Origin of the sequence: Synechococcus sp. RS9902 (genome assembly GCF_014279635.1) — a bacterium.
GTDB lineage: Bacteria > Cyanobacteriota > Cyanobacteriia > PCC-6307 > Cyanobiaceae > Parasynechococcus.
Genome location: NZ_CP047949.1, coordinates 1,678,988 through 1,695,219, shown reverse-complemented (window position 1 = coordinate 1,695,219; position 16,232 = coordinate 1,678,988). Strand labels below are relative to the sequence as shown.

Here is a 16,232-nt window from a genome sequence, read left to right as displayed (position 1 = left end):
TTGACAAGGATGGGCTTCAAAGAATGTTGTTGTTGATCACTAGGCCAATGCGTTGAGCTACAGCCATGGTTTCGAGTTGGTCAATTGATTGGTCTCCGTTGAGGTCATGGATGAGCGTGAATCCATCGGACGAAGGCTTAGCAGCTCCGATTCGATTCACCATTTCAATCGCGTCGCTCATGGTGACTTTGCCATTGCCATCAACGTCCCAAGGGAAATACGTGATGGCGTCACTACGGGTATTATTCAATGCCAAAGAATCGCCTTCTGCAGATTCTGATTCCACCTGTAGGAATAGCCAATCTGCGCTGCTGCTGATTGTGCCGAATTCCGGATAGAGTGGATCTTCGTCGAGAGCGTGAGCATAAAGAAGATCGCGGGGGAGCTGCACCGATGTGTTAATCAGCCCAGTGCTGCTCAAACCTGTGATGGCATCAGGCTCCATGTGCCGGCGCCATATCAACGGATCGGTTGTGGTGTCGAGCTCTGCATCATCAGATAGATAAAGGTTGGCCCAGAACCCTGTTGAGTTTGAATTTCCATGGTTGCTAAGTTCATAGTTGAGTTCCACTAGGCCCTGTTGTGCAACCGCATTGCTCACAAAGAGCTGACTTACGGCAATGTCTGGTAGTGGCGCTCTCAAGCTGAGGACATCACTCTCGTAGCGACTGAAGGCGCGTTGATCACCATCAAGTCCATACACTGTGGTATCAAAGAAAGGAGAAATTGATGGCTTAAGTGCTAGTTCTACGTTGCCAGGGCTTAGCGCCTCAAACTCAACATTCGCGATTATGGTGTTGCTAGTGGGGTCGAAGGTGCTTGACATCGCACCAAGATCATTAATTAGGCCTGAGCTGTTATCAATTGATCCGGATTGGAGCAAATCAAAGTTTTTGCTGTATTCAATCGATACCGCGCGGAGTAGCGTGTGATCGTATTCAAGATCGGCATAGGCTGAGAAAACTGATTGTGGATTGTCAGGGTCAACAATGTCGGCGGCTGAAATGCTGACCACCACGCTGTCGCCCACGCTGAAGCCCAGTTCAGGGTCATCTGCTTCAGAGATCAGGAGATCCCAGGCAACACTGGGAGGGGCTGTTGGATCGGTTTCATCGCTGCTGTTGCCGGCAATGGTGAGCGCAAACTCCACGGATGTGCTGGCTCCAAAGGAGTCAGTGGCTCTGAGTTCAAGGGTGTAGTTGCCGTTGATCGCGTCATAGGGCTCACCGATTAGCTCGAGCGATGCGGCATTGAACTTGAGCCAGCCCGGAAGGTCGCGCCCATCGGCAAGCTGCAAGTTGTAGCTGAGGGTGTCGCCATTGGCCTCCTTCACATCCAGGTCTTCAAAGACACTGGAATCGAGCATGTGGCTGAAGATCACATTGGCGCTGAAGCCAAGATCTGGCAGGCTCCCTACAATAGTTGGTGCACGATTATTAAGGTTAAGGTCGAATTTCCCGTCATTGAATATGATTCGCTCGATGCTATTCAAGGTGTCTTGTCCGTAGTGATCTTGGCTCTCTTCCTTTAGGTCGGTCAGAGTCCAAGCCCCATCGATCTGAAGCAGTTCAAAATCGCTTCGGTTGGCGTTGATGATCAGTTGATCGAAGCCCCTGCCACCATCAATGTGGTCATTGCCGCTGCTGGCAATGAAGCGGTCATTGCCACGGCCGCCTTGAAGAGCGTTGGCAAGTTGGTTGCCTGAGATCACATCGTCTCCATCACCACCAATGGCAGCATCAATCCAGGTGTGTGCATCGATGCTGAGTACCCGCTTGGCGATTTGGCTTGTAGTGCCTGGAGTCAAGTTGATCAAGCTGCCGCTGCTCACCGCTGCTGCATTGAGGGTGTCGTAGCCAGCTGCGTGGGGATCATCACCTTCCAGGCCATCGAGGAGTACTGAACGTCGTTCATCCAGTAAGTCAGCAAATTCATCGGTGTAAATGAACACATCATCAGCGCTCGCTTGGCTGCCATGCAATTTCAGACCCCACTGGCGCAGCTCACCTGTTTCGCCGCTGATGCGATCACGGAAGCGCACAGTCCAATTCCCTACTGAAGACTCCCCGCGGAACAAGCTGGAGCTGGTGGTGAAGATGATGCGATCGCTGCTGCCGCTGTAGGGGCCCGTGATCGCCTGGGGGTTGTGACTGCTGGCGCCTGGTCGTTCAATCAACCGAGCCACAGTGCCGCTGGGGGACACCAGTTCAACTTCAAGATCGCTGATGCGCTGATGGCGTAGATCGATCTCCACTTCAGCCCATTCCACGTTGATGTCACGTTCCACCAGGAGGGAGAAACTGAGATCCAGTTCGCTGTCATCTGGAATCTCACCACTGTGATCTGGCCGCAGAGCCAAACTCACTTCGTTTTCGGCTGTTTGTGCTGTGCTGCCCCAGGTTTCCGCCAGGCGCACGGCGGCATGGGCATCCACCAGGCCGAATCCTTGGTCATGGCTGATATGGAGGCCGCCTCCGTTCCAGTCAAGGGCGCCATTGGTTTTAAAGCCTTCGCTCGTTTCCTGTCTGGCGCTATAAGCCAGGATTGTTTGAACATCGCGATAACCCAGGTTTGGATTGGCCTCCAGCATGAGCGCGATGACGCCTGATACCAGTGGTGCAGCCCCGGAGGTGCCGGCAAACGAGGTAAATCCGTCGAGACTGGTGGTGAAGAGTTCTTCCCCGAAGGCACTCACCAAGATGGATGCGCCAGGGGTGGAGAATGACGAGGTGTTGCCTTCGCTGTCGGTGGCGGCGACGGTGGTGACAAAGCGGCTGTTTTGGAAGTTGTGATAATTGGTGTTGTCGCCTCGGTTCCTGGAATTGCCAGAGGCAAACACCCAATTCACGCCCAGATACTCGCCATCGAGCAGGCGACCTTCATTCACGCCAGTTTCGAGGGTTTCTGCTAATGGCTCAAGCAGAGGACTATCGAAATCATCAGCAAAGGGGCGCGTGAACCCCCAGCTGTTGTTGGTGACATCCATGCCACCGATGCTGCTGTTGATTTGCTGGCGCAACATGCTGGCAATCGAATGGATGCTCCAATCCACTTCGTAGCCCGCAATGCTGGCCTCATAGGCCACCCCAGAGATTCCCACCTCGTTAAAGCGTTCAGCAGCAATCAGGCCTGCCACTGCTGTGCCATGGCCAGATTCGGGCTTGGGCCATAGCCGCAGGTTGGCATCGTCATACACAGTGCCAAAAAAGTTTTCTGCCTTGTCGCGGATGAGGTCAAGGTTGTTGATAAGGTCTGGGTGCTGATAATTGATGCCGTCATCGACCACGCCAACTCGTATGCCCGATCCGCTGAAGTCTTCCCAGGCTTCATTGAGGTTTAGATCAAGCCCGTTGGCGTTGTTGAGGTGCCACTGGTTACTCATGAGCGGATCACTGTTGCCGCTAATCAGCTCCTTTTGGCTCAGTTCGTAGATGCCTGTGCTGCCATCCTGGCTGCGTACGGAGAGATAGTAGGTGCCAGTACTGCTGGCTTGATGCACGATGCGTGCTGCCAACCCCTCGCCGGCATCTTGGTCGCTGCTCAAGCGAATGCCATTGGCATCAATCAACTCCATCGCTGGATTCCAACCGCCGAAGCTGTTGACAATGCGTGGTGCGGCATCAAACACATAGAGCTTGCCCGCTTCCATCTCCACGCGGATCCAGTCCACATCATCAGCAGTGTGGATTTTGCCTTCAAGTGGATAACCAGTTTGGAGATTTTCCTCAGTCCTCGTATTGGCGGGTAGGTCGCTGGGGTCTGTATTGGCACTGTTGGCTTCCAGTAGTTCTGCGGTGTAAGAGCCAAGGTTCCCCTCGAGCGCTGCTGCACTCACCTCCAGGTAATACGTTGCATCGTTTAGCACTTTGATGCTCAGCGATGCATCTGGATTGCTGATTCCATCAAACGCCGCTGCTACAGCCTTCCCATCGGCATCAAGCACGCGGAATTGGGGGTCAATCAAGGTGCCGCCATTGCTGCTTTCGCCGCGCACCAGCAGCTGGTAATCCACGCCTGCTTCCAGATTGATGCGGAAGAGATCCACATCAGTGTTTCGTTCGATCACACCGCCCTGGGGCTGCCCACTCAGTAACACTGTTGGGTCTTCGGCAATTGTGTTGGGGTGATCGTCTTGATCCAGGAGCCCCAGATCGGTGGCTTGCAGTTGATAGGCCCCTTGCCAGAGGTCTTGGCTGCCTGCAGCTTCGAGGTACAGCACCCCATCCTCGAGTGCCTGGTAGGTGATTTCACTATCGAGGGAGATACCCGCTCCGCTATCGCGGTTGTCGTTAAAGGCCAATTCCTGGGCCCCATCACTCTCGATGCCAAACAGGGTCAACATCGGATCAGCCAGTGGAGCAGCAACGGCGTCGTAGTCCCTGCTCAGGCGGAAGCGATAGGTATGGCCGGCTTCCACCACCACACTGAACCAATCGCGATCGCCTGTGACTTCCAGCAATCCTTGGATGCTGCTGTCCATCTCCAGGTCGAGGCTGGTTCCAGGGCTCGTTCCAGCTGCATCAGCGAGATTGCCTTCATCGAGGCTGATGCTGTAGCTCCCGGTTCTGCCCCGATAGCCCCGAACGGCTAGCGCGTAGTTCCCTGTGGCTTCTGCCTTGAAGGCCAACGACGCTGCGCCGTCGGTGTAACGGCCATCGGCGGTGGCCAGCGTGGTGCCGGTCTCGTCAAACAATTCGGTGATGGCGATCGGTAGTCCGCCGGCATCGAGGGCATCACTGGTCACGGTGAGGGTGTAAACCTCTCCTTCCTGTGCTGTGAAGCGGAACCAGTCGCGGTCATCGCTGGATTGGATTGCAGCCTTCTGGGTGCTGTTCACAGCAATGGCTTTGGCCTGGTTAAACCCTGCGCCGGCTTCATCCGGTGCAAACGCCTGAAGGCTGTAAGTGCCGGTGTGGGCTGCGTCGCTGCCGCGGGCCACCACGTAATAGGTGCCTGAGTTGGGCGCTTCAAACCCAATGGCAGCATTGCGTGCGAGCGTGCCATGGTCAGCGCTCACCAGCAGAGTTCCGCCTTGATCACGCAGCTCAAGGTAGGGATCTTCCAGGGTGCCGCCACCGTTGTCGATGCCGTCTAACCGGAAGCGGTAGTACTGCCCGGCTTCCAGGGTGATTCGGAACCAGTCGCTGTCTCCTGGGGTCAGGAGCGTGCCGGTGCGTGTGCCCCCCACGCTGATGGCGGCATCGGTGCTGGGGTCGTTGCCAACATCATCAGCGGGAAGATCAGTTTTATTCAGAATCAGGCTGTAGCTGCCAAGTTGACCTGCTGCAGCACTGGCTTCCAGATAAAGCGTTTGAGCGCTGTTGCTGGCGAAATAGAAACTGGCGTCGTTACCAAGACCAGCGTTGTCATCACCGCTGATCCGTTCGCCATCAGCACTCAGTAGGCGTAGACGTGGATCGGCGAGGCTGCCTTGACCGCTGCTGAGACCAGCCAGGTCAAAGCGGTAGGTGAAGCCCCCTTCCAATGCGATGGCAAAGAGGTCCTTATCTCCGCGGTGATCCAGGCGACCTGTGAGCTCTTGGGCTTCCACCAAGTCAAGGACAGCTGCAGTATCAATCGTGTCGCCATAGTCATCCACTGCTTCTTCAATGCTGAGGCGGTAGTGGCCGTCGTAGCGGTCCGTGGCGTCTTGGGCTTCGAGGTAGAAACGGCCTGTGCTCCTTGGCGTGAAGAAAAGTTCCGCATTCAAGCCATCGCCACTGTCGTCGTCAAAGTCGATGGCCACACCTGCGGCATTGCGCAGGGTGAGGGCTGGGTCTCGCAGAGGGTCATAGTCGCTGTCGAAACTGCGCTCGCCACTGAGGCTGATGCGGTAAGTACGACCTGCCTGCAGCACGGTTTGGAACCAGTCATGGTCGCTGCGCACCTCAAGATCACCGGTCACGCTGAGGCCAGGCGACACCATGGCGTAGCTGAAGGCACTGCTCAGGCGGTCCGGAGCATCGTCTTCTTTGCGCCTGGCACGGATGACATAGGAGCCACGGCCTTGATTACCCAGGGAGCCCGCTGCCACGTAGTAGGTGCCCGCGGTGGGCGCAGCCCAAGAGAGGCGGCTATCAAGACCACGCCCGCCGTTGTTGTCAGACACCAACAACTGGCCGGAAGAGGAGTAAACGCCAAGCCAGGGATCCCGCAGGGTTCCGTTGTTGGTGCTCGATCCCATGGCTTCGAGCACCAGGCGTTCACCGGCCGCCAGCGAGATCCGGAACCAGTCTTGATCGCCTTCGGTGTTGATCACCCCCTCGATCGGCAGGTTGAGGTTGAGCTCGCCATTGGTGTTGATATCACCGCCGTATTCATCGAGGCTGGTGCGCGTCACGGTGTAGCCGCCGGTGTAAAGCCCGCTGCTGCTGCTCACTGCGAGGAAATATGCACCTGTCCGCTGGGCTCGGTACACCAGAGTGGGGTCTTGCCCTTGGCCGCCCAATTGACCCTCTTCAATGGTTTCACCTTGCTCGTCAAGCAGAAGCAACTGGGGATCTCTTAATTGCTGCAGATAGGGGTCTTCCAGTCCTGTTGCCGGGAGGCTCGAGGCGCCCAATGCTTTGAATTCGTATTGGATTCCACCAACAAGATCGACCCGAATCCAGTCCTCATCACTGGAATCCCATTGGGGAACACCTCCAGTACCCCATTCCTGGACACCAGTGAAACCACCAATGGAGGTGGCCTTGGATGGATCACTGCCAGCCGGTAAATTGTTGGGATCCGCAAGCACGCTTGTCGTGCTGCTGTTGTTGGGCTTGTCATCGATCATTCGGGCGGTGATCCCGTAATCAACACCATGGGTGCCAAGCGTGCGGATGTTGTGGATGCGGCTGGACTCCACATTGAATTCCCTGACGGTGTCCAGCTGACTCATATAGAAATCACCGTCAAACCAAACTTTGGATCCAGAAGGGGATCCTTCGTGCACTACCTTGGTGATTTCGATCCTGCTGTTGGCAATTAATGGAAACGACCAGTTGTCCCAGTCACGATTGTTACTCCATTCATCGTCTTCGCCATAGTCAATCGTGTCGCGATTGCGCTTGCCCAATTCACTGTTGGCACCCAGGCTTGGGTCGTATTGATTGGTGATGTCGTCGATGCTGAAATCTGAATCGGCAAAGCTGAGCTTTTGAATATCAATCAGTCTGTCGATTCCGTCGCTTCCGCCTTCAAGGTGCTCCACGCGAATTTCGCGTCCATTGAAATCAATTCGGTAATTGGCTTGGTTGTCAGTAAATACAGCTGTGTTGAAACCGCCACCACCATCAATCCAATCGTTGCCAAGGCCACCTGCGAGCTGGTCGTGTCCTTGGCCTCCCAGTAGATCGTCATCTCCCGAGAGGCCATAAAGCCTGTCATGGCTTCCTTTGGTCAGGCTGTCGCCGTGGAGGATGTCATGGTCATTGCTGCCAAACTCGTGCAACACATCCCCCGCCTGACTGGGCTGGATGACGCGGAAGCTCCCTGTGGGATCAACGTGCTCAACGAAAAGGCGCCCTGTGTCAGTGATGCGGACCACGCCGCTTCCCGTGATCCTGGAGAGGGCATTGAATTGGGCACTGCTGAGGACTGCTTGATTGCCATTCAGGTCAAGGGCTTCGATGCTTTGAAGTTCACCTGCGCTGAGATCGGAGTTTGCTGCCAGTAAGAGCGTGTCATCCCCGGCTCCACCATCGAGATTGAAGGATCCCAGCAGCCTGAGCTCAAAGAGGTTGTCGTTTTCGTCGCCTTGAACCGCAAGGTGTGCAAAGTCTGCCGAGGCAACATCGAAGTTGACACCCAAGGGCCACTCTTGAGAGTTGATTGTCCCTTCGCCTGTCACTGCAACGGACAGTGTGCTTTGGTCGCTGAAGCTGAATCGATCAGCAAGCTCTTTAAAGCTGGATGTATTGATCTGCTCAACAGAGAGCTGGAGCTTGATGGTGGTATTGCTGTCTCCGGAGCGGCTGAATTTGGAGAGATCAATGCCGATGGAGTCGGTGAGGATGATTTCCTTTGTTTGATCTCCTTTGGCCCGAATGGAGTCAAATGAATTCCATTGATCGGCTGTGAGGATTACGGTGCCGCGCTGAATCTCCAGTGTTTCAACATCGGAGATGACGGTGTCTGGGTCACTGAGATCAACAGTGGTGTCACTGTTGATGGCGAGGGTGTCCGAGAAGGCGGAGTTGGTGCCTGAGATGTTGAGAGCACCAGAGGCGGAGTTGATGCCAGCGATGCGTGAGAAGCGGAGCTCCTCGCCTGGTGTGAGATCAATGGCGAGGTTGGTGGTGCCTTCATAGCCGGCGACCTTGCTGACGCCGGACGTGAACTGGCTGTATTGGGAGCCTGTGAGGCGGAGGATGGCGGAGGTGCCGATGTCCAGGCGCTCGAAATTGGTGATGGAGGCGCTGCGGAGGTCAATGGTTTGCCCATCACCACGTCTGTTGTCCCCATGCCAGTCCCTGGCCTGAATGCGGAGTGTGTCGGAGCCGGAGCCACCGTCATAGGTGCCGCTGATGGTGGTGCTTTCGTCGTACCAGTACTCGGCGCCGCCACCACCACTGATCTCAATGCGTCCCCAGTTGAGTTCAACGGTGTCGTTGCCGCCTTGGCCGTAGACGTCGTCGTTGCTGCCACCACCGATGAGGACATCGTCGCCCTCGCCGCCATGGAGGGTGTCGATGCCGGCATGGCCCTCGAGGCGATCGTTGCCGCTACCGCCCTCGAGGAGATCGTTGCCGGTTTCTCCAAGGAGGGTGTCGTCGCCGCCGAGGCCGCGGAGGATGTCGTTGCCGTCTCCGCTGGCGAACCAGTCTGGATTTGTTGTGCCGAGGAGTGTCTGCGGGCCGGTTTCTGTGCGGATGCGGTAGAGGGTGTTGGGATCCCAGTTGGTGGCGGAGAGATCAAGAGAACCTTCTCCGGCGACCCGCAGCCAGCGCCAGTTTGTGGATGGCCACTCCCAGGAAAGCTCACGGATGGAGAAGGAGAAGAGCTCATTGCTCCAGGAGGCATCCTGCGTGCCACTGATCGAGGAGAAGGCCTTGAGCTGATCGAGGGAGAAGCGACTGCCGTGTCGTGAGTAATCATCAATGTTCCAACTCCAGAAGTTGAAGCGATCAGCGCTGTGCGTGGGGAGGAGTTCGAGGCGCTCGATGCTGCGGAGCGAGGCATCGGTGTAATTGGCTCCTTGCTCCCACCAGGACTGAGTTCCTGTGATGAGGGTGTCGCTGCCGTCACCACCGTCAAAGATGTCATCACTGACGGTGGTACCAACGGCAATGAAGGTGTCGTTGCCATCACCACCGCGCTGGTCGTCGCTGCCTGGACCGCCGATGATCCAGTCATCGCCGGCGCTGCCTTGGAGGAGGTCATCGCCTTGTTCTCCGTAGAGGAAGTCGTCACCTTCTCCCCCGATGAGTTGATCGGAACCGGAGCCGCCCTTGAGGGCATCGCGTCCTGCGTCACCTGTGGCGATGTCATCGCTGGTGCCAGCGTCGATGAGATCGTTGCCGCGAGCGCCGTAGAGCTGGTCGGAGCCGGCATCACCGGAGAGGTGGTCGTGACCGCTGCCGCCGTGAAGGATGTCGTCGTGATCACCGCCGCGGAGGATGTCGTTGCCGGAGCCACCGCGGAGTTGATCCGAGCCCGATTCACCCTCAAGAGTGTCGTCAGCGTCCATGCCATCGAGGACGTCATCGCCAGCGAGGCCTGAGAGGTTGTCGGCTTCTGAGGTGCCGATCAGGACGTTGTTGTCGTCGCTGCCGTTGCCGCCTGAGCCTGAGCCAATGGAGAAGGAGGTGTGATCGGCAACGGTGGTGGTGCCGTCAGAGATGGAGAAGGCGAGCTCAACGGTGCCGATGAAGTTGTCGGCTGGTGAGAAGGTCCAGCCGTCATCGGGGTTGCCGTTGAGGGTGCCGGCGGTGGAGTGAACGAGGGAGACCTCTGTGATGGAGAGGGAATCACCGTCGATGTCGGTGTAACCGGAGAGGAGGTCTGCAGCGGAGAAGGAGACGGTTTGACCTGCCGCAGCACCGGCGATGGGGGTGGGGGTGCCGGTGAGTGCTGGTTGGTCGTTAACGGGTGTGACCTCAAGGGTCAGGGCGATGGGATCAGCGAGATCGTTGAGGCCGAGTGCGGTGAGGTTTTGTAGCGGGAGCCCCCAGCTGGCGATGTTGACCTGGTGCTGCGAGTTGTAGGTGTGGGAATTCAGCCGGAATTCCGATCCGATGGGAGTGCCATCGGCAGAGAAGCGCTGGGCATAGACCCCATCGCCGGAACCGTCCTGTTGGTCGGATTGCCAGGAGATGACAAAGCCGCCGTCGGCGAGGGCTGTGATGTCGGGATGTTGCTGGTGGTCGTTGGTGGTGGAGTTGACGCGGAATTCCGATCCGATGGGGGAGCCATCGGCAGAGAAGCGCTGGGCATAGACCCCATTGCCGGAACCGTCCTGGTTGTGAGAGGTCCAGGTGATGACGTAAGAGCCATCGGCAAGGGCTGCGACTTCAGGGTTTCTTTGGCTGCTGTCGGTATATGTATTGACGCGAAACTCGGCTGCGTCGGGGGTTCCGTCAGCGGAGAAGGAGCGGGCGTAGATGCCCCAGGAGTTCCCGTCTCGCTGATTGTCTTGCCAGGTGGCGATGTAGCCGCCATTGGCCAGGGCTGCAATGGCGGGTTCGTATTGGTCGGAATAAGCGAGTGCCGCGTCATTGAGACGGGTTTCACCACCGAGCTTGGTGCCGGAGCTGGAGAAACGCTGGGCGTAGATGTCCCAGCCGGAGCCACCGGAATGATGGACGCCTTGATAGGCAATCAGATAACTGCCATCGGCGAGAACAGCGATGGTTGGGGAGTGCTGCTGATTGCTGGTGGTGGTGTTAACGAGAGTCTCGTCTCCGGTTTTGGCGCCAGAGGCGTCGTAGCGCTGGGCGTAGACGCCCCAGGAGTCACCGTCCTGGTTGTGGGACATCCAGGAGACGAGGAACCCACCATCTGGGAGTGCTGCAACGACCGGTTGGCTTTGCTGGTCGTTGGTGACGGTGTTGACGCGGAATTCACCGCCCAAGGGAGTGGCATCGGGGCTGTAGAGCTGGCCGTAGACGCCCCAGTCGGAACCGTCCTGTTGGGCGGATTGCCAGGAGATGACAAAGCCGCCGTCGGCGAGGGCGGTGATGTCGGGATTTTGCTGGTATTCGTTGGTGGTGGAGTTGACGCGGAATTCCGATCCGATGGGAGTGCCATCGGCAGAGAAGCGCTGGGCATAGACCCCATCGCCGGAACCGTCCTGGTAGTGAGAGGTCCAGGCGGCGATGAACCCCTGCTGATTGCCGTAGGGAGCAGCGGCGCTGATCCAGGGAAGGGGGGCGGTGGTGAGAGGCCTGAGGTTGAGGGCACCGGGAGTGCCGTTGAAATCGGCTGCGGGTGCAAAGCGGATCAGGGTGTCGGCAGCGAACAGGAGAGCTGCGGAACCGTCAACGGTGAGGTCGGTAGGGAGGGAAGTCCAGGAGCGTCCGCCATTGAGGCTGTATTGCCAGCGGCCTTGAGAAGCGGTGGCGGCATTGCCGGTGAGTGCTGCACCGGTGTAGGCAGAAGCTCCGGCTGGAGGGGAGCCGAGGATCTGGGCGATGGTCTGGGCTCCAGCTGCACCCAGGGGTCGGGCGCCCTCTGCTGCAGCTGCTAGCGAAGGATGAACGGTGTCGGAGAGCTGAAGCGCTCCACGGCCCGTGATGGTGGTGTTGCTGTATTGCTCAGTGCTCAGTCGAAGTGTGGCGCCAGCGAGGTTGATCGCTTCGATGTTGCTGAGGTCAAGAACAGACAGATCAACCGAACCATTGCCTGTGAGTTCGAGAACGTCAAAGCCGGTGCTGCCATCGATGGCGACGGTGCCGGCTTTGGTGATGTCCAGGCGGATGGTGTCATCGTCTGGAGTGCCGACAAGGGTGGTTGGTGTATCGGCAAGTTTTAGATCAAAGCTTCCTTGATTGCGATCGGAATAAACCGTGCCGCCAGTGGTGAGTTGAACAATCCCTGATCCAATGATGCGTTCAAAGGAATTGAATTGTTCTGCGGAAATCTGAACCAGTGATCCATTGATATTCAGGATCTCGATGTTTTCAAACGTTTGCTCCGATAAATCAGTCGTTGAAGAACCGGCGTTGAGCGTGTCTGTTCCATCGCCTCCGTCGATCAGGTCGGCACCGGCAGAGCTGACAATGGTGTCGTCTCCACCCCCTGCATGGATGGTGTCTGGTTGCCTGGAACCTGCAATCACCTCAGCTGCATTGGAGCCAATCAGTTCGTAGGTGGCGTTCTCGTCAAGGAGCAGGTCAAATTGGCTCTTGTTGCGCGCAAGCTCAAGCCGGCCACCTCCAGCAATCTGAACCGTGAAATCGGCGGAGCCAGATCCAACTCGGAACAGATTGGAGAAGTCTTCGAAAGCCTGTGTATTGATCTGCTCAACAGAGAGCTGGAGCTTGATGGTGGTATTGCTGTCTCCGGAGCGGCTGAATTTGGAGAGATCAATGCCGATGGAGTCGGTGAGGATGATTTCCTTTGTTTGATCTCCTTTGGCCCGAATGGAGTCAAATGAATTCCATTGATCGGCTGTGAGGATTACGGTGCCGCGCTGAATCTCCAGTGTTTCAACATCGGAGATGACGGTGTCTGGGTCACTGAGATCAACAGTGGTGTCACTGTTGATGGCGAGGGTGTCCGAGAAGGCGGAGTTGGTGCCTGAGATGTTGAGAGCACCAGAGGCGGAGTTGATGCCAGCGATGCGTGAGAAGCGGAGCTCCTCGCCTGGTGTGAGATCAATGGCGAGGTTGGTGGTGCCTTCATAGCCGGCGACCTTGCTGACGCCGGACGTGAACTGGCTGTATTGGGAGCCTGTGAGGCGGAGGATGGCGGAGGTGCCGATGTCCAGGCGCTCGAAATTGGTGATGGAGGCGCTGCGGAGGTCAATGGTTTGCCCATCACCACGTCTGTTGTCCCCATGCCAGTCCCTGGCCTGAATGCGGAGTGTGTCGGAGCCGGAGCCACCGTCATAGGTGCCGCTGATGGTGGTGCTTTCGTCGTACCAGTACTCGGCGCCGCCACCACCACTGATCTCAATGCGTCCCCAGTTGAGTTCAACGGTGTCGTTGCCGCCTTGGCCGTAGACGTCGTCGTTGCTGCCACCACCGATGAGGACATCGTCGCCCTCGCCGCCATGGAGGGTGTCGATGCCGGCATGGCCCTCGAGGCGATCGTTGCCGCTACCGCCCTCGAGGAGATCGTTGCCGGTTTCTCCAAGGAGGGTGTCGTCGCCGCCGAGGCCGCGGAGGATGTCGTTGCCGTCTCCGCTGGCGAACCAGTCTGGATTTGTTGTGCCGAGGAGTGTCTGCGGGCCGGTTTCTGTGCGGATGCGGTAGAGGGTGTTGGGATCCCAGTTGGTGGCGGAGAGATCAAGAGAACCTTCTCCGGCGACCCGCAGCCAGCGCCAGTTTGTGGATGGCCACTCCCAGGAAAGCTCACGGATGGAGAAGGAGAAGAGCTCATTGCTCCAGGAGGCATCCTGCGTGCCACTGATCGAGGAGAAGGCCTTGAGCTGATCGAGGGAGAAGCGACTGCCGTGTCGTGAGTAATCATCAATGTTCCAACTCCAGAAGTTGAAGCGATCAGCGCTGTGCGTGGGGAGGAGTTCGAGGCGCTCGATGCTGCGGAGCGAGGCATCGGTGTAATTGGCTCCTTGCTCCCACCAGGACTGAGTTCCTGTGATGAGGGTGTCGCTGCCGTCACCACCGTCAAAGATGTCATCACTGACGGTGGTACCAACGGCAATGAAGGTGTCGTTGCCATCACCACCGCGCTGGTCGTCGCTGCCTGGACCGCCGATGATCCAGTCATCGCCGGCGCTGCCTTGGAGGAGGTCATCGCCTTGTTCTCCGTAGAGGAAGTCGTCACCTTCTCCCCCGATGAGTTGATCGGAACCGGAGCCGCCCTTGAGGGCATCGCGTCCTGCGTCACCTGTGGCGATGTCATCGCTGGTGCCAGCGTCGATGAGATCGTTGCCGCGAGCGCCGTAGAGCTGGTCGGAGCCGGCATCACCGGAGAGGTGGTCGTGACCGCTGCCGCCGTGAAGGATGTCGTCGTGATCACCGCCGCGGAGGATGTCGTTGCCGGAGCCACCGCGGAGTTGATCCGAGCCCGATTCACCCTCAAGAGTGTCGTCAGCGTCCATGCCATCGAGGACGTCATCGCCAGCGAGGCCTGAGAGGTTGTCGGCTTCTGAGGTGCCGATCAGGACGTTGTTGTCGTCGCTGCCGTTGCCGCCTGAGCCTGAGCCAATGGAGAAGGAGGTGTGATCGGCAACGGTGGTGGTGCCGTCAGAGATGGAGAAGGCGAGCTCAACGGTGCCGATGAAGTTGTCGGCTGGTGAGAAGGTCCAGCCGTCATCGGGGTTGCCGTTGAGGGTGCCGGCGGTGGAGTGAACGAGGGAGACCTCTGTGATGGAGAGGGAATCACCGTCGATGTCGGTGTAACCGGAGAGGAGGTCTGCAGCGGAGAAGGAGACGGTTTGACCTGCCGCAGCACCGGCGATGGGGGTGGGGGTGCCGGTGAGTGCTGGTTGGTCGTTAACGGGTGTGACCTCAAGGGTCAGGGCGATGGGATCAGCGAGATCGTTGAGGCCGAGTGCGGTGAGGTTTTGTAGCGGGAGCCCCCAGCTGGCGATGTTGACCTGGTGCTGCGAGTTGTAGGTGTGGGAATTCAGCCGGAATTCCGATCCGATGGGAGTGCCATCGGCAGAGAAGCGCTGGGCATAGACCCCATCGCCGGAACCGTCCTGTTGGTCGGATTGCCAGGAGATGACAAAGCCGCCGTCGGCGAGGGCTGTGATGTCGGGATGTTGCTGGTGGTCGTTGGTGGTGGAGTTGACGCGGAATTCCGATCCGATGGGGGAGCCATCGGCAGAGAAGCGCTGGGCATAGACCCCATTGCCGGAACCGTCCTGGTTGTGAGAGGTCCAGGTGATGACGTAAGAGCCATCGGCAAGGGCTGCGACTTCAGGGTTTCTTTGGCTGCTGTCGGTATATGTATTGACGCGAAACTCGGCTGCGTCGGGGGTTCCGTCAGCGGAGAAGGAGCGGGCGTAGATGCCCCAGGAGTTCCCGTCTCGCTGATTGTCTTGCCAGGTGGCGATGTAGCCGCCATTGGCCAGGGCTGCAATGGCGGGTTCGTATTGGTCGGAATAAGCGAGTGCCGCGTCATTGAGACGGGTTTCACCACCGAGCTTGGTGCCGGAGCTGGAGAAACGCTGGGCGTAGATGTCCCAGCCGGAGCCACCGGAATGATGGACGCCTTGATAGGCAATCAGATAACTGCCATCGGCGAGAACAGCGATGGTTGGGGAGTGCTGCTGATTGCTGGTGGTGGTGTTAACGAGAGTCTCGTCTCCGGTTTTGGCGCCAGAGGCGTCGTAGCGCTGGGCGTAGACGCCCCAGGAGTCACCGTCCTGGTTGTGGGACATCCAGGAGACGAGGAACCCACCATCTGGGAGTGCTGCAACGACCGGTTGGCTTTGCTGGTCGTTGGTGACGGTGTTGACGCGGAATTCACCGCCCAAGGGAGTGGCATCGGGGCTGTAGAGCTGGCCGTAGACGCCCCAGTCGGAACCGTCCTGTTGGGCGGATTGCCAGGAGATGACAAAGCCGCCGTCGGCGAGGGCGGTGATGTCGGGATTTTGCTGGTATTCGTTGGTGGTGGAGTTGACGCGGAATTCCGATCCGATGGGAGTGCCATCGGCAGAGAAGCGCTGGGCATAGACCCCATCGCCGGAACCGTCCTGGTAGTGAGAGGTCCAGGCGGCGATGAACCCCTGCTGATTGCCGTAGGGAGCAGCGGCGCTGATCCAGGGAAGGGGGGCGGTGGTGAGAGGCCTGAGGTTGAGGGCACCGGGAGTGCCGTTGAAATCGGCTGCGGGTGCAAAGCGGATCAGGGTGTCGGCAGCGAACAGGAGAGCTGCGGAACCGTCAACGGTGAGGTCGGTAGGGAGGGAAGTCCAGGAGCGTCCGCCATTGAGGCTGTATTGCCAGCGGCCTTGAGAAGCGGTGGCGGCATTGCCGGTGAGTGCTGCACCGGTGTAGGCAGAAGCTCCGGCTGGAGGGGAGCCGAGGATCTGGGCGATGGTCTGGGCTCCAGCTGCGCCGAGGCTGAACTGGTCTTCGAGAATTCTGCTCAGAGTCGCCATGCCTAGGTCTGGAGAC

At 58.2% G+C, this 16,232-nt stretch carries 1 protein-coding gene; it reads right to left on the bottom strand.

Going from position 1 to position 16,232, the window contains the following annotated elements:
- Window positions 1–16 precede the first annotated feature (16 nt).
- Window positions 17–16,216, bottom strand: coding sequence for a S8 family serine peptidase (locus tag SynRS9902_RS13775; RefSeq protein WP_186508923.1), 16,200 nt, complete (start codon window positions 16,214–16,216; stop codon window positions 17–19).
- Between the last annotated feature and the right edge of the window lie 16 nt (window positions 16,217–16,232).